Origin of the sequence: Alicyclobacillus acidoterrestris, assembly GCF_022674245.1 — a bacterium.
Taxonomy (GTDB): domain Bacteria; phylum Bacillota; class Bacilli; order Alicyclobacillales; family Alicyclobacillaceae; genus Alicyclobacillus; species Alicyclobacillus acidoterrestris.
In genome coordinates this window covers 1,351,824-1,369,566 of record NZ_CP080467.1, presented here as the reverse complement: position 1 = coordinate 1,369,566, position 17,743 = coordinate 1,351,824, and the positions used below count along the sequence as shown (strand labels likewise).

Annotated in this window: 21 protein-coding genes; 6 read left to right on the top strand and 15 right to left on the bottom strand. The window is 55.1% G+C overall.

From position 1 onward, the window contains the following. Window positions 1-4: 4 nt before the first annotated feature. Genes wecB through K1I37_RS06335 form a run of 3 tightly spaced genes read left to right on the top strand, consistent with a single transcriptional unit; the run spans window position 5 to window position 2,920 of the window. Window positions 5-1,087, top strand: coding sequence for a non-hydrolyzing UDP-N-acetylglucosamine 2-epimerase (wecB, locus tag K1I37_RS06345; RefSeq protein ID WP_322790881.1), 1,083 nt, complete (start codon window positions 5-7; stop codon window positions 1,085-1,087). Beyond that, window positions 1,080-2,069: a polysaccharide biosynthesis protein gene (locus K1I37_RS06340; RefSeq protein WP_021298010.1), complete on the top strand. Its 990-nt coding sequence runs from the start codon at window positions 1,080-1,082 to the stop codon at window positions 2,067-2,069. Before wecB ends, K1I37_RS06340 begins: the two co-directional genes overlap by 8 nt. Further along, the gene (locus tag K1I37_RS06335; protein ID WP_021298009.1) at window positions 2,066-2,920 is read left to right on the top strand and encodes a dTDP-4-dehydrorhamnose reductase family protein; all 855 of its coding nucleotides are present in this window, start codon (window positions 2,066-2,068) and stop codon (window positions 2,918-2,920) included. Before K1I37_RS06340 ends, K1I37_RS06335 begins: the two co-directional genes overlap by 4 nt. A gap of 178 nt (window positions 2,921-3,098) precedes the next feature. On the opposite strand, the gene K1I37_RS06330 is transcribed toward K1I37_RS06335, so the two are convergent. The 5 genes from K1I37_RS06330 to K1I37_RS06310 are packed head-to-tail and all read right to left on the bottom strand — an operon-like array spanning window position 3,099 to window position 6,886. Continuing rightward, window positions 3,099-3,935 carry a sulfotransferase domain-containing protein gene (locus tag K1I37_RS06330; RefSeq protein WP_021298008.1) on the bottom strand — a complete coding sequence of 279 codons (837 nt, stop codon included), beginning with the start codon at window positions 3,933-3,935 and terminating at the stop codon, window positions 3,099-3,101. Beyond that, a complete protein-coding gene (locus K1I37_RS06325; RefSeq protein WP_021298007.1) occupies window positions 3,925-4,416 on the bottom strand; it encodes a YncE family protein in 492 nt (163 codons plus the stop codon). The genes K1I37_RS06330 and K1I37_RS06325 overlap by 11 nt, the downstream gene beginning before the upstream one ends. A 2-nt stretch (window positions 4,417-4,418) precedes the next feature. Next, entirely contained in the window at window positions 4,419-4,979 is a 561-nt protein-coding gene (locus K1I37_RS06320; RefSeq protein ID WP_021298006.1) for a YVTN family beta-propeller repeat protein, read from the bottom strand. A gap of 44 nt (window positions 4,980-5,023) precedes the next feature. Next, entirely contained in the window at window positions 5,024-6,142 is a 1,119-nt protein-coding gene (locus K1I37_RS06315) for a glycosyltransferase (protein ID WP_021298005.1), read from the bottom strand. 60 nt (window positions 6,143-6,202) lie between these two features. Then, window positions 6,203-6,886: a glycosyltransferase family 2 protein gene (locus K1I37_RS06310; RefSeq protein WP_021298004.1), complete on the bottom strand. Its 684-nt coding sequence runs from the start codon at window positions 6,884-6,886 to the stop codon at window positions 6,203-6,205. A gap of 300 nt (window positions 6,887-7,186) precedes the next feature. On the opposite strand from K1I37_RS06310, the gene K1I37_RS06305 reads away from it, so the two are divergent. After that, on the top strand, window positions 7,187-8,494 hold the full coding sequence (locus K1I37_RS06305; protein ID WP_021298003.1) for a glycosyltransferase family 2 protein: 1,308 nt from the start codon (window positions 7,187-7,189) through the stop codon (window positions 8,492-8,494). Window positions 8,495-8,611: 117 nt separating this feature from the next. Here K1I37_RS06305 and K1I37_RS06300 read toward each other — a convergent pair whose 3' ends face one another. Together K1I37_RS06300 and K1I37_RS06295 are read right to left on the bottom strand one after the other, a co-directional pair. Beyond that, window positions 8,612-8,857 (bottom strand): hypothetical protein, encoded by a 246-nt coding sequence (locus K1I37_RS06300; RefSeq protein WP_242215991.1) that lies wholly within the window; start codon window positions 8,855-8,857, stop codon window positions 8,612-8,614. A 630-nt stretch (window positions 8,858-9,487) separates the two neighbouring features. Beyond that, window positions 9,488-9,637, bottom strand: coding sequence for a hypothetical protein (locus tag K1I37_RS06295; RefSeq protein WP_021297931.1), 150 nt, complete (start codon window positions 9,635-9,637; stop codon window positions 9,488-9,490). A 62-nt stretch (window positions 9,638-9,699) separates the two neighbouring features. Here K1I37_RS06295 and K1I37_RS06290 point away from each other — a divergent pair, with 62 nt between their 5' ends. Together K1I37_RS06290 and K1I37_RS06285 are read left to right on the top strand one after the other, a co-directional pair. Next, complete coding sequence (locus tag K1I37_RS06290; RefSeq protein WP_021297932.1) at window positions 9,700-10,794, top strand: ArsR/SmtB family transcription factor; 1,095 nt, start codon at window positions 9,700-9,702, stop codon at window positions 10,792-10,794. After that, the gene (locus tag K1I37_RS06285; protein WP_021297933.1) at window positions 10,791-12,005 is read left to right on the top strand and encodes an MFS transporter; all 1,215 of its coding nucleotides are present in this window, start codon (window positions 10,791-10,793) and stop codon (window positions 12,003-12,005) included. Before K1I37_RS06290 ends, K1I37_RS06285 begins: the two co-directional genes overlap by 4 nt. Here K1I37_RS06285 and K1I37_RS06280 read toward each other — a convergent pair. The 8 genes from K1I37_RS06280 to K1I37_RS06245 all read right to left on the bottom strand — a co-directional run bounded on the left by K1I37_RS06280 (window position 11,994) and on the right by K1I37_RS06245 (window position 17,730). Next, window positions 11,994-12,281, bottom strand: a complete 288-nt coding sequence (locus tag K1I37_RS06280) for a hypothetical protein (RefSeq protein WP_021297934.1) — start codon at window positions 12,279-12,281, stop codon at window positions 11,994-11,996. The two genes, K1I37_RS06285 and K1I37_RS06280, sit on opposite strands and share 12 nt — an antisense overlap. Window positions 12,282-12,454: 173 nt before the next feature. Beyond that, on the bottom strand, window positions 12,455-12,781 hold the full coding sequence (locus K1I37_RS06275; protein WP_021297935.1) for a hypothetical protein: 327 nt from the start codon (window positions 12,779-12,781) through the stop codon (window positions 12,455-12,457). Between the two features lie 137 nt (window positions 12,782-12,918). Next, a complete protein-coding gene (locus K1I37_RS06270; protein WP_021297936.1) occupies window positions 12,919-13,158 on the bottom strand; it encodes a hemolysin XhlA family protein in 240 nt (79 codons plus the stop codon). A gap of 109 nt (window positions 13,159-13,267) precedes the next feature. After that, a complete protein-coding gene (gene nagB, locus K1I37_RS06265) occupies window positions 13,268-13,990 on the bottom strand; it encodes a glucosamine-6-phosphate deaminase (protein WP_021297937.1) in 723 nt (240 codons plus the stop codon). Window positions 13,991-14,067: 77 nt separating this feature from the next. Next, the gene (nagA, locus tag K1I37_RS06260) at window positions 14,068-15,255 is read right to left on the bottom strand and encodes an N-acetylglucosamine-6-phosphate deacetylase (RefSeq protein WP_031219120.1); all 1,188 of its coding nucleotides are present in this window, start codon (window positions 15,253-15,255) and stop codon (window positions 14,068-14,070) included. A gap of 9 nt (window positions 15,256-15,264) precedes the next feature. Further along, complete coding sequence (locus K1I37_RS06255) at window positions 15,265-15,783, bottom strand: PTS sugar transporter subunit IIA (protein ID WP_021297939.1); 519 nt, start codon at window positions 15,781-15,783, stop codon at window positions 15,265-15,267. A 133-nt stretch (window positions 15,784-15,916) separates the two neighbouring features. Further along, the gene (locus K1I37_RS06250) at window positions 15,917-16,177 is read right to left on the bottom strand and encodes an HPr family phosphocarrier protein (RefSeq protein ID WP_021297940.1); all 261 of its coding nucleotides are present in this window, start codon (window positions 16,175-16,177) and stop codon (window positions 15,917-15,919) included. Between the two features lie 44 nt (window positions 16,178-16,221). Beyond that, window positions 16,222-17,730 carry a PTS transporter subunit EIIC gene (locus K1I37_RS06245; RefSeq protein WP_021297941.1) on the bottom strand — a complete coding sequence of 503 codons (1,509 nt, stop codon included), beginning with the start codon at window positions 17,728-17,730 and terminating at the stop codon, window positions 16,222-16,224. Window positions 17,731-17,743 lie beyond the last annotated feature (13 nt).

The following is a 17,743-nucleotide window of genomic DNA, read 5'->3' as shown; positions in this document are numbered from 1 at the left end:
TATCATGACCATCTTTGGAACGCGACCGGAGATTATCCGCCTCAGCCAAGTCATCGCCAAACTGGACAAGTGGGCCGGTCGCCATGTGACCGTATATACAGGGCAAAACTTCGATAGGACACTCAGCGACGTCTTTTTTGAACAACTCAACATCCGTCAGCCCAACTACCGCATCCACCTTGAATCACATGCGTTTGGTGCGCAGGTGGGGCAAATGTTCACTGAAGTAGAGGAAATCATCCGCAAGGAAAAGCCAGACAAGTTACTTGTGCTCGGAGACACGAACAGCGCCTTGTGCGCGATACTCGGCGAGCGAAACGGCATCCCTGTCTACCACATGGAAGCCGGGAACCGATGTTTCGACACCGACGTGCCTGAGGAATTGAATCGCCGCATCATCGACGCAGTCTCCTCCTTCAACCTGCCCTATACACCAGGGAGTCGGGACAATTTACTGCACGAAGGGATTCATCCAACGCGAATCTGGGTGTCGGGCAACCCAATCTACGAAGTGCTTCAAAGCTACCGAACAAACATTGCAGCAAGCCCAGCACTTGAACAGTTCGGGCTCGCTGAGCAGAAATATTTCGTCGCCACCGTACACCGCGCTGAAAACGTCGATGTAAACGAGCGACTGAACAGTATTTTTCAAGGATTGACGCACATCGCAGAGGAGTGGGATTATCCAGTACTCGTCAGTGTCCATCCTCGCACGCGAGCCCGTCTCGAACAATTTGGCATCTGTCACGACCACCCTCGCCTTGTGCTACACGAACCTTTAGGGTTGTTCGACTTCGTCCGGCTGCAACAAGGTGCGCGTTGTGTCATCACCGACAGCGGCACAGTCCAGGAAGAAAGCTGTATTCTCGGGGTCCCCTCTGTCACCGTGCGCAAAAGCACCGAACGACCAGAGACGATTGTCTGCGGCAGCAACCTCTTAGCCGGTGTGGAGAGTGAGCGCATCCGCGACGGCGTGCGCTTGATGGCACAATCCGCGCGCACCTGGACGTGTCCGGAAGGCTATTGCCAACCCGATGTCTCAACGAAGATCACACAGTTTCTGATTGGGGGGCTCTGCGATGTTTAAGGACACGACGATTTTAATTACCGGAGGCACTGGTTCCTGGGGTCAGACATTGACGCGAGCGCTCTTGCCACTAGAACCGCGAGAGATTCGGATCTTCTCTCGTGGTGAATTCGCGCAAGTCCAGATGCAGCGGGCCTTTGCAGCGAACGACAAGTTGCGCTTTATCATCGGTGACATTCGCGATCTCGACGCCGTACGCAACGCCTGCCAAGGGGTGGACTACGTATTTCACCTAGCTGCCCTCAAACACGTGCCGATTTGCGAGCGCCAGCCGGAGGAGACGCTGAAAACCAATGTCACCGGCACCCAAAATATTATCTCTGCCAGTATTGAGGCGCGCGTGCAAAAGGTGATTGACGTCTCGACCGACAAGGCAGTAGAACCAGCCAATTTCTATGGTATGACAAAAGCACTCGGCGAAAAGTTGATGATTCAAGCGGATGAGATGAGTGAACACACGCGTTTCGTCTGTGTCCGCGGCGGTAACGTGCTCGGCAGTAACGGCAGTGTGGTGCCTTTGTTTATTGAGCAAATCCGGGAGAAGCACGTCGTGACACTGACGTCACAAGCGATGACCCGCTTTTTCCTCACGCTTGAAGACGCCATTGGGTTACTGCTTCACGCGGCCACCATCGCGCAAGGCGGCGAGATTTTCGTCATGAAGATGGGGGCGTGTAAAATTGCCGATCTCGCCGCAGTCCTCGCCCAACACTACGCCGACGAGTCCGTCGATATCGTCGAAATTGGCATCCGCCCTGGCGAGAAGCTGCACGAAGTACTGGTTTCACGACACGAGGCATGTCACACATACAAATTTGATGACCAATATTACGTCATCCTGCCGCAGCAACCAAAAGCTGCCCTGCTGAAAACGTATCGCGCATATCCGCGTTTCGAGCGCGAAATCTACGAGTCCAGCCAAAATCTGCTGTCGCAAAACGAAATTCGGCAAATGCTCAAGCGAGGTGGGTTCTTACAATGAAACTGCTGATTTTCGGCGGCGCCGGGATGGCTGGGCACGTGCTTAACCAGTACTTTCGGGACAAAGTCAAAGCAGACGTGTGGGTCACTGAGCGCAGTGGCCCAGCGGGCGAGCACAAAATCATTCTCGACGTGCGCGACCACACACGCGTTGAACAGGCACTAAAGCAAGTTCAACCCGACGTGGTGGTAAACGCGGTGGGCCTGTTAAACCATGTGGCAGAAGAAAACGTCAAAGATGCCATCTACGTCAACAGCCTCTTCCCGCACCTCTTAGCCGAACACGGGACAAAACAGGGCTTTAAGCTCGTCCACATTAGCACAGACTGCGTATTCTCAGGTCGCAAAGGAGACTACACCGAACGAGACGTCGCCGACGGCGACACCGTGTACGCGCGAACCAAGGCGTTAGGAGAGGTCACAGAAGCACCGCATGTCACCATTCGAACCTCGATTATTGGCCCAGAGAAAAAAGACGGCATTGGGTTGTTCCACTGGTTTACTCGACAAACAGGCGAAGTCAAAGGATATACAAATGTCTTCTGGAACGGCGTCACGACACTCGAACTCGCCAAAGCGACAAAGTGGGTACTAGACCACGACTTAACCGGACTTATCCACTTAGCCGCCCCACAAAAAGTTTCGAAGTATGCGCTGTTGTCCCTGATCCAGAAGATTTTCGAGCGCCAGGACATCCACCTAACGCCGACCGAATCCCATCCATCGGATAAAAGTCTAGTCAACACGAGGTCGGATGTTACGTACAACGTGCCAGACTACCAAACCATGCTCGACGAAATGAAGGCGTGGATGACAGCACATCGCGCCGCGTATGGACACGATTTCTCATAACAGCGCGAAGAGAGCCCATCGTCTCCTGAATACTCGCCGTGCTCATTGACAGCAATGGGTGCGGCGTTTTTTGGGGATGCCCCCTGGACATCCTTACCAAATGGCGCAACAAAAAATGGCGTGCCACTGCGCACACCATTTCGCCAATTGATTGACCGGTCATGGATACCTATGATTTTTATAATGTATAGCCAAATGCTTGCTGAAGTGGACCTACGACCCTCGCAAACGCCTTCGAGATCTCCGGCGTAAAGTGGGTCGCAAAATCGCCAATTGCCCCCTTGCGAAAGGTGCCGCATGTACGAGGGTCAATACTGTCTTCCATCCGGCGCACACAAACCGCTTGCGTCTTCGCGTCCACGTCTCCATCACAAAGATAGCGCACGAGACTCACCAGCATCTTTCTTCGCGACGCCTCGTCGCGAACGAAGTCCTCATACCGAACGACATAGGTGGACGGCTGTTTTAACCAGCCATAAAAAGGACTCACCCAATCGTGGAAGTTGGGATAATGAAAATCCCCATCATAGATGCCCTCAATCAACATGAGCAGCCGCTCCTCCTGCGTCGATGTATGGGTGAGCAAATAATCCCGCAGTGCATTCATTTGATGATACTCAGGCTTTTCAACGACAAAATGGCAAAGCGAAACGAGCACATCCCGTAAGTCGCGAATAATCAACAGGTGTTTCATCTGAAGACGTTGCAACATCCTCAGCCACTCTGGCGAGTAGTAAATATGACCCACCGCAAAATGCTCATCCTTCACTCGACCCAGTCGATAAAACGAGGCTTCGTAGTCCAATGGATCGAAAAAGGTATCTCCCGGGTCATGTGCCCACCCGGGCATACCAGAGATGATTTGGATTAACAGGTTCGTCCCACTCTTTGGAATCGAATTGAGAAACAACGTGTTCGGAATCAATGGCGTCGCCCTGCTCTGCATCGACGCATCCCCTTCCTTCACAGCAATCTCTTTCGCCGCCGCGCGACGAATCGTCTGGTCATCTGCCACGCCGCCTTCTCCTCTCTCCACTTGCGCGTTGCCGCCGTAGCTGGATAGCGAGTTCCCGTTCTCGCTTGCGCGCCTCATACGCCTCTCGCGCCAAGCGCAGTCGTTCCTCCGTCGACAAAGCGCGAAATGCCCGCCTATCCTGCTGAAGTGAATAACCATTCGGCGCCTCGGCAACCCCCATTGGAATTCTGCCGACCTCAAATGTACTCGCGACGGCGCCACTGACGCTATCCAGCACGGCCACGCGCCGCGCGCCAAAGCAAGTGACGTATATACTGCGCCCATCGAGAGACACGGCAATCCCCATTGGCAGGCCTGCCACAGGAAACTCCGCCACCATCTCATCCAAGGCCGTGTCGATGACCGCCACCTGATTGGCGCCGGGCTTCGTGACATAGACGCGGCGCTCATCTGGGGCCGCAGCTGCACTATAGGGCACCCCGCCGACTGGAATGGTTTTCACGACGGACTGCGTCAGCATGTCTATCCCGTGACGGTGTCGTCCTTGGCGTTGGTGACATACACTTTCCGCTTTCTCGGCGAGAAGGCAATCGATGTGGGATACTCGCCTGTCGACAAGGTCCATGGAACGCCGCCAGAACCAACGGGTACAAACGAGACCGTGTTGTCGCCCTTGCTAACCACTACAAGCCAACGCCCATCGGTTGTCAGCGCCAGTGCCGTCGGCTGCTTCCCAACAGGAATCGTCTGTTCTATCGCGTAATCCGCGAGGCGAATGACCGACACGGTATTTGCGCCCTCGTTGGCGACATATAAAAACCCGCGCCGCTCATCGACCGCCATCGCCACCGGCGTCTTCCCCACATCAATCGACGCGCAAAACGCATGTTGACGAATGTCGTACGCTGTGACAGAATCGGCGCCTTCATTGACGATATAAAGTTGTTGCCCGCGTCGATAGAGGGCGATGGCAGCCGGGTTATCCCCGACCGGCCCCACCGTGTCCACGTGCCCTTCACGCAAGTCGATCACGCTTAACGAATTGTCAACCTGATTGGTCACAAACAATCGAGTGATGTCCATCCTCCGTTCCCGCCCATTGCGTGCGACATAACGGACCTCATGCGTTAACCTACACACACCATGTATTGCTGCAACAAATCGTCACACGTCTTTGCCACAGAAAAGTTCGACGTCACCCAGTCTCTCGACGCCGCCCCCAAAGCAGTCAAATCCCGGTGCACTGCCGCGTTTATCTCGCGAAACAGGCGAGAGCGAGCTGCGGGAAACCGTGATCCGTGATCACCAAAATACATCGACCACGCCAAATCAAAATTGGCCGGTTCCACGAGACCAAAAAACCCGTGTTCGCCAATGGCCACCACGGGTTTTCCGCAAGCCATCGCCTCGAGTGCGACACGTCCGGTCCCCACGACCAAATCCGCCGCGGCATAACAGCGATTCATGTCCTGCCGATTGCCTAACAAGTGGATGAATTCACCCTTGCGACGGGCATTCAATTTGTTCGCGAATCGTTGCAAATCGCCAAATTGATACCCCTCCCCAACCACCAACAGATGCAGGTTTGGCATTCGACTCACACGGACATCGAGGCACACTTGCAAAAGCAAGCGGATGACGGCCGCCTTTTTCCAAGAGATGCGGCTGGCGCTTAGCACGACGAACGCCGACGGATCGATCCCGATTTCCCCTCGAACAGCACTTTTTACAGTCGGATCCATCGGCCGAAACACGTCGATATCCACGCCGTTTTGAATCAAGACCGATGCGTACCCTAAATTGGCGAGATAATCCTGAACAGGCAAACTGACACTGATACAGGTGCGGCACTGTTCTAAAGTCCCCTTGAGCGGCCCTACCTCGTAATACGTGCCATGGACGGTGAACAAAAGCGGAATACCGAGGCGCGAAGCGACGCTTGCGGCAATTGATCCGGAAGGCGTCTGGTGAGCATGCAGGATATTCACGCCTTGCTCCACGACAACGCGCGTCAGTTGTTCCGTCAGCTGGGCGCGCAGGGCGGGATCGATCGCGTCCGTCAGCGCAAATGGCAGGTCAAAGTGCGCGATGCCGGACGCCTGCAGTTGCGAAAGCAACGCCCCTCTTTTGCCTGCCACCAACACCTTCACCCCGCGCCGCTTCAACTCGCGTGCAATCGATAGGACATGCGTTTCTGTTCCACCGATATTGAGTTGATCCAACACGAATAGGACGCATGGTTGCACCAGATTCCCTCCTCGTTCTCCACAGTGTTTAGACAATCACCTGCACACCGTCAGATGGGCTCAATGATAGTAGGCGCGCGATCTCTGATTTGTGTGTTCGCGGTAGAAATAGAGCACGTCGGGGAGATTTTCAATGTTCGCGGGCGCCGACAAACAACGCACGATAAACTCGTAATCCTCCGCGCCTTCCACCCGCCGAGTGGGCCCGCCCACTTGGTCAAACAGCCGTCCGCGAAAGAGAATCGTGCCGTGGCACACGCAGTGCCCGCCGCTAGCGTAGACTTGGCGAATCTGCTCCCCATAGGCCAGCCAGTTGGAAAACTGCCCGGGTTCCTCTGGACGCCGTTTGAACGTTTTATAGTTAGTGCCAACTAAATCGACTTCCGGATGCGCGCGAAGATAATCCACCTGTCGCTGAATCCGTTCAGGATGGGAGATGTCATCCGCGTCCTGAACCGCGATAAACTCGCCCGCGCTCATGAAAAAACCGGTGTGGACTGCTCCTGCAAAGCCGATATTGCGAGGCATCGTCACGCTCAAAATCCGCGAGGCATCACGAAACCTGCGCGTCCATTGCTCCAAGACGCGCGTGGTGTGGTCGGTACTCGCGTCATTGACGACGATAATTTCAATATCTGGATAGGTTTGATGTTGCAGGCTGTCCAAGCAATCATTCAAATATTGTGCTGCGTTGTACGCAGGGACGACGATACTGACCAACCCTGGTCGCCTAGGAAACCCCATCGTCTGGCCACCCCCTTTGGTCACCGTATGCAGACGAGCAAACACGTTCTATAGACAACAATGGAACGTTTGAGCGTATCAGGCGACAATTTATCGATTGGGCACGTCAATTGGGCGAGTCACAAGCGACATGCGTGGGCACTGAAGGGGGGATCGCTACCGGAGTGCCGCGTCCAACTTCGTAAAGGGGAGACAAACGATGGTCAAACATCGGGAGAATCAACAAGCTGAGGGACATACAACTGGTGGAGAGACAAACTGAACGGATTTATATGCCGTCTGCGATTGGAGGTACGCCAGATGGGTCTGCACGCTGTTCTTTTCCCATACACAGACGACCGAAGTTTGCAACGGGCGCTGAAGTCGCTGACACACGTCCAACATGCGCTCAGCCGCGTGACGATTCTACGCCGCAACGAACAACGCGATTTGCCCCTGGGCACATTCACAAACAACTTATCCGCCCCAGTGACCACACATCTTTTGAACGGAGACTGGCAACGGACACCACACCTACCGCATGAACCGAACGACATCTTTCTCTTCCTGCACGATGAAGATTTTGTGAGCGCCCCGCTTCCAGATATCGTCCAAGCGTGGCCGGACAACATCGAGGTGGTCACGTGTCCCAGCACCGCGTACCCACCTTTTTACAAGCGACCACTACTCATTCGCGCACAAACCTACGAAGCGCATTGTGCTCATTTGGGACATTTGTTATCTTCCGACTCGGAAGCGGGACTTGCGGCTTGCCTGCCACAGCTCGATCCACACCAAATCCTACATCTGGATGTCCCCTTTGTGCGACAGACCCGGCGAAGAAACAGTCGGTTTTATCCAGATAGAGTCGCCTATCTGACGCATTTGAGCAGCGCTGCCGCAACATTGGGCGACCCCAGCCAGCCGAACGTCGGCGTTCTGCTCGCCGCGTATCAGGCAAGTACCACGATTGACACCGCGCTTTCCTCGCTCGCGAGCCAACGCGTGGCGGCACGCGAAATTTTGATTGTCGACGACGGATCACAAGACGATACAACCTCGCGCATCGAAGCATGGCTTCCGAAACTGCAGAACGCCCGATTGATTCGAGCAACTGAAAATCAGGGAAAAGCTCAGGCACTCAACATGCTCGTTCCATACGTAAGCTCGGACTTCGTCATGGAGCTCGATGCGGACGATTGGTTAGACCCGAATGCCATCGCGATCATTCAGCAATTGGTCTCGCAAGTGTCCCCAGAGACCTCGCTTCTCTATGGAAACTTTCGAATCTGGACCAAGCGCCTGCACACGCTGCAACTCGCCGGCGTCAATCGGGGCCACCAAGTGTATGAACCGCGGGAGCTCCTCACATACCCCCTCCCGTTGGGGCCGCGAATCTACCGAACGTCGGCGCTACAGGCTATCGGCGGCTTTCCAGTCCCGACGTTTGCCGACGGCCGATTGTACGAGGACGTACTCGTCACGCGCAACCTGATGCGCCAAGGCGCCATCCGGTACGAGGACTTCACCGTCTACAACGTCCTGCGACACGCCGACAGCATCACGCGGCAACATCAGCACGCCTGGCCTCGATTCGTCGAGCTCTATCAACGGGACTTCCTCAACTAGCATTTGAAAATAGGCATCCTCCCCGCGCTGATTGTCCACTCGCTCGTCCACATCGCGACATAGACTGCAGTATCCAAACAAGGGGAGGAATGGCACATGAGTGACATGGAGCATCGTTTACACCATCGCAAAGGCGCGAAGGTGAACATTTTCACCAACGACGGTAACCAGATTATCGGCACGCTCGACTCGATTGAAGACGGTCTGGTCCGGCTGACCAATGCCACAGTCTTCAAGAACTTCAAGCGTCGGTTGAGTGATACGACGGTGTTTGTCGTGATCGACAAAATCAATTCGTTCCATCGCGTTCGCCGGAGTCACCATCATCATCATCGGCACCACCACCACCATCACAAATGCCACGAGCACAAGCACCATCATCACGAACACAAGCATCACCGGCACGACTGTTGCGACTGCGAAGAGTGACGATATCGCACGGCGTCACATCGTGCGCATGGGTGGAAAGCCCATGCGCATGATGTGGGACGCAGCGAGGGGGGCCGGGGGCGGCTGAGGGCTGCGGGCCGGGGGGCTGGCAGCCGGGCGGCCCGCTTAAGACCACTTTTGTACCTTATTCGCGCAAATTTCCGCCAATTCACACGAATAGAGCAGATAATCTACCTTATTGCCCGCCGGATCGCCATTTCGCGAGCCCCAGAGAGGAAATAAGGTATTTTTTCGACGCTATTTGCCGCCCGCAGGCCGAGTCTGTCTTAATAAGACACCCGTGTTGCTCAACGCCCCGCGCTGACGGCCGGACGGCCTGGCGCAAGGCCGGGAGCGGCGAGTGGCGGCCAGAGGCTGGGTGACTGGCAGCCGGGCGGCCCACTTAAGACCACTTTCGTGCCTTATTCACGCAAATTTCCGTCGATTCACACGAATAGAGCAGAAAATCTACCTTATTGCCCGCCGGATCGCCATTTCGCGAGCCCCAGAGAGGAAATAAGATATTTTTTCGACGCTATTTGCCGCCCGCAGGCCGAGTCTGTCTTAATAAGACACCCCGTCGTGCCCCAACGCTCTGCCCGCCCCACGCCCCACGCCCCACGCCCCACGCCCCACGCCCCGCACTGCCGCCACCCGCAACAACGCACCTCCCATCACACCGCATCCCCGCAAATCAAATTCACCCTTGACCATTCGCGCGCCTTCGTTAAAAATATATTGAATTCCACAATATTTGAAAGGCGGCGCAGATTCAGATGGACATGCTCGATTTTGGCTCCCCCCGCCAAACGTATGATATTCGCGTGGAGTATTCGCTATTGTACGAGTGCGCGCTGGGCATTGGCGCGTTCACGTGGGACGAAGTCCATGACAAGTTGGACATTGGACAAGCACAAGTGCTGCAGATAAAGAGGCAAATGTCCGAAGCGCTCAGGCGCGAAGTGTCGTTAGCGGGGTTGCACCACACTTGGCGCAGTGTGCTGTTTTTGATCCACCGGTGCCCCTACCTGCCCTCGACCACACAGGAAAAACACCTGCCTGTGTTCATGGACTGGCTCAAGGAAATCAAAGACAGCATTCGCACGGAAGCAGCACCCTACTTGGGGGCGTCGTATCAGGCACCACTGGCAGCCGCCCTAGCGGGCAACGCGCTGGATATGCAGAAGTTGTTGGACGAGCACCACGAGAACCCCGTCATCTATCAGAACCTTCAATACTTATTCGCGGTATCGGCGGAGCAATTGTTGGATCACATCAAGCGATTGGTGGAGGGGTGGTATGAAGAGGTTGTCAGCCGCGACCGAAATGTCGTTGCGACTTTGGAGCAATCCGCAGCGCAAACATCCGCGTTGTCCCAGAACGTCAGCCACGAGAAACTGATTCACACCGTCACGCGGGGTGGCGAGTTCGTCGCGGAGCCCGGCGTGACTACGCTGTGGCTCATTCCGCAAGTCTCGTATCGGCCGTTTACTATCCGCAACCATTTGCCAGGGTATGCCGTTTATTATTACCCGGTCGATCCCGATGCCCAAACCGGCCTAGACAAAAACCGTCTCATCTCAAACATTGCGGCCAAACACAAAGCCGTCGGCGATGTACTACGCGTTCGGTTACTAGAACTGCTCGCGGCATCCTCGAGGTCGTTAGCAGAATTGGCCCAGGCCATTGGTGCGTCAAAGCCGTCCACGCACCACCACCTGTTGCTTCTGCGAACTGCCGGATTGGTCCACGTGGACGGTGGAGTCTATGGGCTCAACGTCGACGAAGTGCTGGCCCTCGGCGAGGAACTGTGCCGCCTGCTCAAGTTGGATGGCGTCAAAGCCGCACAAGAGACGTCACAAGGGCGGTGAATGACATCCGAGATTCCATTTGGCAAAATCGCGACTTCGTCTCGTTACTCGTCGGCAGAACGGTCTCCCAACTCGGCACCGCCGTTACGACCTTCGTCATCCCGTGGATGCTGCTTGAGGTGACCGGATCGGCAACCCAAACCGGAATCGCATTCGCCATCGGCTTCGTCCCGTACATTCTCGTATCGCTGCCGGCCGGCGTGTGGGCTGATAGGCTCCCTCGCAAGGCGCTGATGATGGCATCCGACGGAATTCGGCTGCTACTCCTACTCTCCATCCCGCTCGGCCATCTGATTGTTCATCAGGTTTCCTTATCTCTGCTCTATCTCACACAAGCAGGCATCAGCGCGCTATCGGCCGTGTTTGATGCGGCATATGATGCATGCCTTCCAAACCTGGTCACAGCGAATCAATTGCCCACGGCGAACAACGCGATGCAAACCGCCGTCTCGCTCAGCCGCATGTTCGGCCCCATCGTCGGGGGTGGTGCTATCGGTATCATCGGCAGTGCAAATACAATCCTGCTAGATGTAGTCTCCTATGCGATATCCATCGGCGCGACCTGTTCCATCCGCAGGCCGTTTGCCGCAAGAACAACGGCAGTACAAAGGCGTGGGTTCTGGCGCGAACTTCGGGAAGGCCTGCTATTTGTGTGGGGTATTCGCCCTTTGCGACAACTGATGCTCTACGGCACAGCCGTCAACCTCGTCGGGCCGGGTATGGACGTGGCGCTTTTGTATCGCATTCAGCACGTGTTGCGCCTGCCGTCCACATGGTCCGGCATCGTCATGGCGGGCTTGTCCATCGGAATGGTCATCGGTGCCGTGACAGAACGCGCACTCCGCCATCCGACGCAGATGATGCGATGGCTCATCCTCTCTGCTTGGCTGCAGGTGCTTCCTCCAATCGTGCTCACGCGAACCACGAATCCATACATCATCGCTCTCGTACAAGTGGGAATTGGCATCTTACTCGTGGCGTGGAATGTGCAAATCGTGACGCTGCGTCAAACACTGGTTCCAGACGATATGCGTGGGCGGGCACTGAGCGTCAGCCGCTTGTGCATATGGGTGTCCATCCCACTCGGGGACGCAATCGCCGGATCCATCAGCGAACACTGGGGCACGAGCGCATACTTTGTCATCGCTGCATGCGTCCTTTTCTCAATGGCCATATCGACCGTGACGACGCGAATCTCCTTATCCAGTTAGCGGCACACCTACATACAGTTTTTCGACATCCTCCTTGTCAAACGACGGCTTCACATCGTTCTCCAACGCGAAAAACTGACCATCGCGAAGTTTAACTAGATGATGCGAATAGGCGCTGTTGTGCTCAAACACAGCGTCTTTCGAGGCTGCCTCCATGTACAGCGCATCCAACGCGACATCGGAAAATTGACGCAGCGCATCGAGCCTGTCCGCCGCAAGGACAGGTACAAACTCGCCAATATCTGCGATCCGCCCGACATACTCCACCCGCTCCATCTCGACACCTCACCTATCATCCGGGATATTCCTCAGTGAACATTACGGTGGTTAAGATATCCAAGGATTGCACGAGATATGTCGGGTGATGTACGAGCCTACCGATGCCCGAGCGGGGTATCCATACCATCAAAAAGCCCGCCTAACCAAAAATCGGTTAGACGGGCGGTACGTCACACAATGTCCTCGGCCGCCGACGCGAATACACCAACCTCGTCGCGGATTTCGCCATCCTCACATGGGTTGCAATGAGGCTCGCAATCGTCTTCGCAATGGTGATGTTCGCGCAACTTTGTCCGCTGGAACGAATCAATTTTGTCCAACACGACATACAGGGTCGACGTGCGCAACCGACGCTTACCATTTTTGCGAACCGTGACATTGCGCAATCGGACGACATCGTCAAACAGCCGATCGAGTGTCCCTCTGATTTCATTGCCATCGTCCGTAAACAATGTCACTCGATTGTGACGAGACGACTTACGCTCATGTCTACTCATCCGCTTCGCCCCCCTTTCGTGTCCATAGTTCAATCTATGCAGAGGGGCAAGGTTTGCTTGGACACTCCCCTAGAGGCTTATACACAATGTAAACAATCTTTTTTACGAGCCTAAGTACGTAACACCAGCTGTCCGCGTCATCCCCCCGCTAACCGGGTGGCAATCCACGTAATCAAACCTGTCGCAATGGCCCCGACCACGGCTCGCCACAACCACATATGACTATCTTCCAACCGTTTGACGCGTTGCTCCAGTGACTTCAGCTTCACATCGGCAGTCTCTGCCTTTTCCCGCGTAGTGACCAAATTCTCCAACTCTGTCTCAATTCTGACCACTCGCTCGCGGAGTTCCTGCTCTCGCTCTGGAATCTGGTTCACGCCGCTCCACCCCCTATCAGGGTTGTCCTTAGATGTCTGTATTTTGTGCACGGGACACCCATTTGGAGACGGCGTTTAGCAAGGGCCAATCGGCTAATTCTTGAGCCCCTTAGCGCAATTGTTGCGCGGCGGCTTCATCCAGGACAAATGTGACTTGTGGATGCAACTGAAGCAAACTGGCAGGAACTGTCGTGCGAATATCGCCGGTGATGGCTTCCCGCACAGCCTGTGCCTTCGACGCGCCAACCGCGAGCAGCACAATGCGTTTGGCAAACAAAATAGACTGCAGCCCCATCGTGATGGCCCGCGTCGGGACGCGCTCCTCTGCGTCAAAAAACCGCGCATTCTGGCGGATGGTATCTTCCGTCAATTCCACGACATGCGTATGGGGCTTCAAGTGATCCGCCGGCTCATTAAACCCGATATGTCCGTTTACGCCGATTCCTAACAACTGCAAGTCAATCGGATGCGCCTGTAAAATCTCGTCGTACGCCCGACAGGCAGCCGTCAAATCACAAGCGGCACCCGACGGGATATAGCGGCAATCCAGCGAGAGATCGACGTGATCGAAAAGGTGTTCCCGCATAAATGCATGATAACTGTGACGGTCAGTGGGTTCCAAGCCTACGTATTCATCCAAATTGATGGTCGTGACATGTTCGAAACGAAGGCCGCGTCGGTGAAATTGCACCAGATGCTGGTACACAGGAATCATCGTGCCACCCGTAGCCAAGCCAAGGACGGGCGAAGACAATTGCGTAATGGTGGTCTCCACCAGCGTTGCCGTGTACAGCGCGGCGCCGTACGCGTCTGGAAAGACTCGAACCTCCATGGTCTATCACCTTTCAAAGAGCAAGATATCGTAAAATTCGTCGGCAACGATGCTGAATCGTACCTACTTCGCAAGGTTTAGGTACGTTGAAATACCTGTTTACCAGCCACCCACGTAGACACGACGTGAAGCCCTTCATCCAGTAAGACGAGATCCGCATCTTTGCCCACCGCGATAGATCCCTTTCGATGAATGAGTCCGAGTTCACGGGCAGGTACCGTTGACGCCATGTAGGCTGCATCACACAAATGGACACCGACTTGCCGAACCATGTTGCGAACCGCCGCGTCCATCGTCAGGGTACTGCCCGCGAGATGACCGTCATCCTTCAACGTCGCGACGCCGTTTTCCACCACCACGTCAAGTAGTCCCAGCTTGTACGCGCCATCTGGCATCCCTGCGGCCGCCATGGCGTCCGTGATGAGCACCAACTGTTCGCGGCCTTTGAGCCGATACACCAGTTTCATCACGTCCACGTCGACATGATGACCATCCGCAATCAACTCACATACCACATCTTCTGACAGCAGCGCCGCGCCAACGGTGCCACCTTCGCGATGATGAAGGCCACGCATCGCGTTAAACAAGTGTGTCGCGTGCGTTGCACCCGCCGCAACACCTGCAAGCGTCTCACCCAACGTAGCGTCCGTGTGTCCAATTGACGAAATAACACCCTGCTCGGCGAGCCAATGAATGGTGACCAGCGCACCCGCGCACTCGGGCGCAATGGTCACCTTTTTCAACAGTCCAGGGCCCGTAGCGGCAGTCAACCGCTCGAGAGCCTCAATCGAAGGTGGGATGACGAAATCGGGATTCTGTGCTCCACAGCGCTTCGGTGAAATAAATGGACCTTCCAAGTGCACCCCAAGAATCTGCGCGCCAGCCGTTTTGTCCTGCGCCTCTTTCACGGCTGCCAAAGCCTGCTCCAGTTGACCCATGGGGGCCGTTAACGTCGTCGGCAACCAGCCGGTGGTCCCGCGCGTAGCATGAAACCGACCGATGCACTCCAGGGCCTTGACCGTTCCGTCCATGACCTCAGCACCACTGCCGCCGTGGACGTGAACATCGATAAATCCAGGCAACAACCACTGGCCCTGTGCATCTATATGTACTTCGCCACCTTGGCCAGGGGTAGGGCGCGTACTAGCGTCGCCCATGTCGAGAATTCTGCCTTCCTCGACACGGACCCAACCGCCTTCCGTCACGCTTTGCTCCAGGACGATTCGGGCATTTTCAATGACAAAGGATGAATCGTGCTCTGCCATCGCCTTCACCTACCCCTCCTGTGGAATCACTTTCAGTAACCAGCTCTTTCGGGCCTCCACGTGCGACGCGGAGGATTTGTGCAATTCCTGAACGCGTTGCATGTTGGTCACTATCACAGGGGTCACCAGGCTCTTCGCAGTCCCCGCCAGCTTGTCGAGTTGAAGCCGTATCAGCGGCGTCCCAACCTCTATTTTGGCCCCCTGCTCAACCAATTTGGTGAATCCCTCACCTTTGAGTTCGACAGTATCGATGCCAATATGAATTAACAATTCCAACCCCTGAGCCGTCGTAATACCCACTGCATGGCCAGTCGGGAACAGTTGTGTCACGGTTCCTTGTACAGGTGCAACCACCGTCTCCGACGACGGCCGTATGGCCAATCCATCCCCGACCATCCGCTGTGCAAACACAGGGTCCTCGACATCCTCCAGCGGCACCATCTCTCCGTCAATCGGCGCATAAATCGTGACTTCCTTCGCTGGTTGAGCGTCATCCGATGGTGTCCGTCGAAATAAGTTTTTAAACATGATGCATCCCTCGCTAGCGGAATCTGTTGATTTCATCTGATTGGTATTCAGTCTGATAATTGGTATTCATTCTGATGGTATAAAGATTGTTCGCAGAAGTGCGAGACTCCTGCGAACTCAGTTACAATTCCCTCTAATCCTCTAGCCCTTCAATCAATTCAACCAGCCTATCCACAGCCACGACTTCATCTGGCCCTTCCCCGCGAATCGTGATGTCAGTCCCCTGCGTAATAGCCATCGACATAATGCCCAGGATGCTCTTGGCGTCTACCTCACCGCCGTCCTTGACCAAGGTAATCCGGCTGGCAAATGCCGATGCTTCTGTCACAAACCGCGATGCTGGGCGGGCGTGCAGGCCACTTGCGTTTTTCACCGTAACGGATTTCTGATACATGAGCCTCTCCCCCTGATGATGTATTGTCGGTTGAATCAGAGGCATTACATGAACTGTTTCATTTCTTCAGCTAACATATCGGCAATCGTCCCAACCACCACTTGTGCATGGTGTTGATTGAATCGAATGACACCACTAGAGCCAAGTTGCTTGAGCCGCGCCTCGTCAAACTGTTCGCTATCCTTGACGTTGAGGCGCAAGCGCGTCGTACAGGCCTCGACCTCCAACACGTTCTCTTTTCCACCCAGCGCGTCGAGGTACGCTTTCGCCTTACCTTCCATTGTACTGAGGTCAACCGTGGACGCCTGCGCTTGTTCACTTGCGGCGGCCACATGCGGTGAGCCTGGTGCATTCGTCACACGGTTGTCAGCGCTCGCAGCCGCAGGCAAATCTGCCGGGCCGTCGGTCGCCACTTGCATTTCATCAAAGATGAAACCTGCACCCGGTATCGATCCGCCCCCGTCATCCACCTCCCGCCCAGGCGTTTTGATATCAAAAATTTTGATACTGAAATAAAACACTACGAAGTACACGATGCCGAACGCGATTCCAATTGGGATGAGCCAGTACCCATGTGTCGCGTAATTGCGATTTAATACGTAGTCGATGAGCCCCGCCGAGAAGTTAAATCCGTCGCGGATACCCAGCGCGTAACAGACCGCCAAGCTCACACCCGTCAGCAGCGCATGAACCACGTACAGCGCCGGCGCCAAAAACATAAACGAAAACTCGATGGGTTCCGTCACCCCCGTGAGGAATGACGTCAGTGCCGCAGCGCCCATAATGCCTAAAACCATACGGCGGCGCTCCGGTTTTGCAGCAGCCACCATGGCGAGTGCGGCACTCGGCAGGCCAAACATCATAATCGGGAACATTCCGGCCATAAAGCCACCCGCGCTCGGGTCTCCAGCGAAAAAGCGCGTCATGTCGCCGGTCTTGCCATGCCAAGATCCGTAGACAAACCAAATATATGAGTTGACCACGTGATGCAATCCAAACGGGATGAGCAAACGGTTGAGCACGCCGTAAATGCCGGCGCCGAACGCGCCGAGATCGCCAATCCAGGTACCGAGGTCATTGATGCCCGTCTGCACATACGGCCAGACATATCCAAAGATCAGTGCCAACAACAGCGACAATATAGTGATAATCACCACGGCAAGTCCTTTGCTGCCGCCCATAAACCGGGTCCACACCGCGTCTTTTCGTCGACTGACTGCATTGAAGATGACACCAGTGATAATACCTGCAAGAATACCGCCCAATGCATCCAAATTAATCGTGCTATTGATGGCCCGCGCGCCATCCGTCAAAATTTCATACGAGATAAATCCAGCCAACCCGGCAAACCCGTGGTTATTTTTGGCGAAACCAACTGCAACACCTATCGCAAACAAAATCGGCAAAAAGTTAAACACCGCGTTGCCGGCAGCTGCCATAAACGGGATATTCAACGTATCCGGCTGCCCTAGGCGAAGTAACAAGCCTGCCGCAGGCAAGACAGCGATAGGCAACATCAAGGCCTTACCGACCCTTTGTAACTGACCTAACATAATTCTCCCCTCC

Coding starts and splice junctions, on each gene's coding strand:
- wecB (WP_322790881.1), top strand. CDS start 5: ATGACCATCTTTGGAACGCGACCGGAGATTATCCGCCTCAGCCAAGTC.
- K1I37_RS06340 (WP_021298010.1), top strand. CDS start 1,080: ATGTTTAAGGACACGACGATTTTAATTACCGGAGGCACTGGTTCCTGG.
- K1I37_RS06335 (WP_021298009.1), top strand. CDS start 2,066: ATGAAACTGCTGATTTTCGGCGGCGCCGGGATGGCTGGGCACGTGCTT.
- K1I37_RS06325 (WP_021298007.1), bottom strand. CDS start 4,416: ATGCTGACGCAGTCCGTCGTGAAAACCATTCCAGTCGGCGGGGTGCCC.
- K1I37_RS06320 (WP_021298006.1), bottom strand. CDS start 4,979: ATGGACATCACTCGATTGTTTGTGACCAATCAGGTTGACAATTCGTTA.
- K1I37_RS06310 (WP_021298004.1), bottom strand. CDS start 6,886: ATGGGGTTTCCTAGGCGACCAGGGTTGGTCAGTATCGTCGTCCCTGCG.
- K1I37_RS06305 (WP_021298003.1), top strand. CDS start 7,187: ATGGGTCTGCACGCTGTTCTTTTCCCATACACAGACGACCGAAGTTTG.
- K1I37_RS06295 (WP_021297931.1), bottom strand. CDS start 9,637: ATGGTCAAGGGTGAATTTGATTTGCGGGGATGCGGTGTGATGGGAGGT.
- K1I37_RS06290 (WP_021297932.1), top strand. CDS start 9,700: ATGGACATGCTCGATTTTGGCTCCCCCCGCCAAACGTATGATATTCGC.
- K1I37_RS06280 (WP_021297934.1), bottom strand. CDS start 12,281: ATGGAGCGGGTGGAGTATGTCGGGCGGATCGCAGATATTGGCGAGTTT.
- K1I37_RS06275 (WP_021297935.1), bottom strand. CDS start 12,781: ATGAGTAGACATGAGCGTAAGTCGTCTCGTCACAATCGAGTGACATTG.
- nagB (WP_021297937.1), bottom strand. CDS start 13,990: ATGGAGGTTCGAGTCTTTCCAGACGCGTACGGCGCCGCGCTGTACACG.
- nagA (WP_031219120.1), bottom strand. CDS start 15,255: ATGGCAGAGCACGATTCATCCTTTGTCATTGAAAATGCCCGAATCGTC.
- K1I37_RS06255 (WP_021297939.1), bottom strand. CDS start 15,783: ATGTTTAAAAACTTATTTCGACGGACACCATCGGATGACGCTCAACCA.
- K1I37_RS06250 (WP_021297940.1), bottom strand. CDS start 16,177: ATGTATCAGAAATCCGTTACGGTGAAAAACGCAAGTGGCCTGCACGCC.
- K1I37_RS06245 (WP_021297941.1), bottom strand. CDS start 17,730: ATGTTAGGTCAGTTACAAAGGGTCGGTAAGGCCTTGATGTTGCCTATC.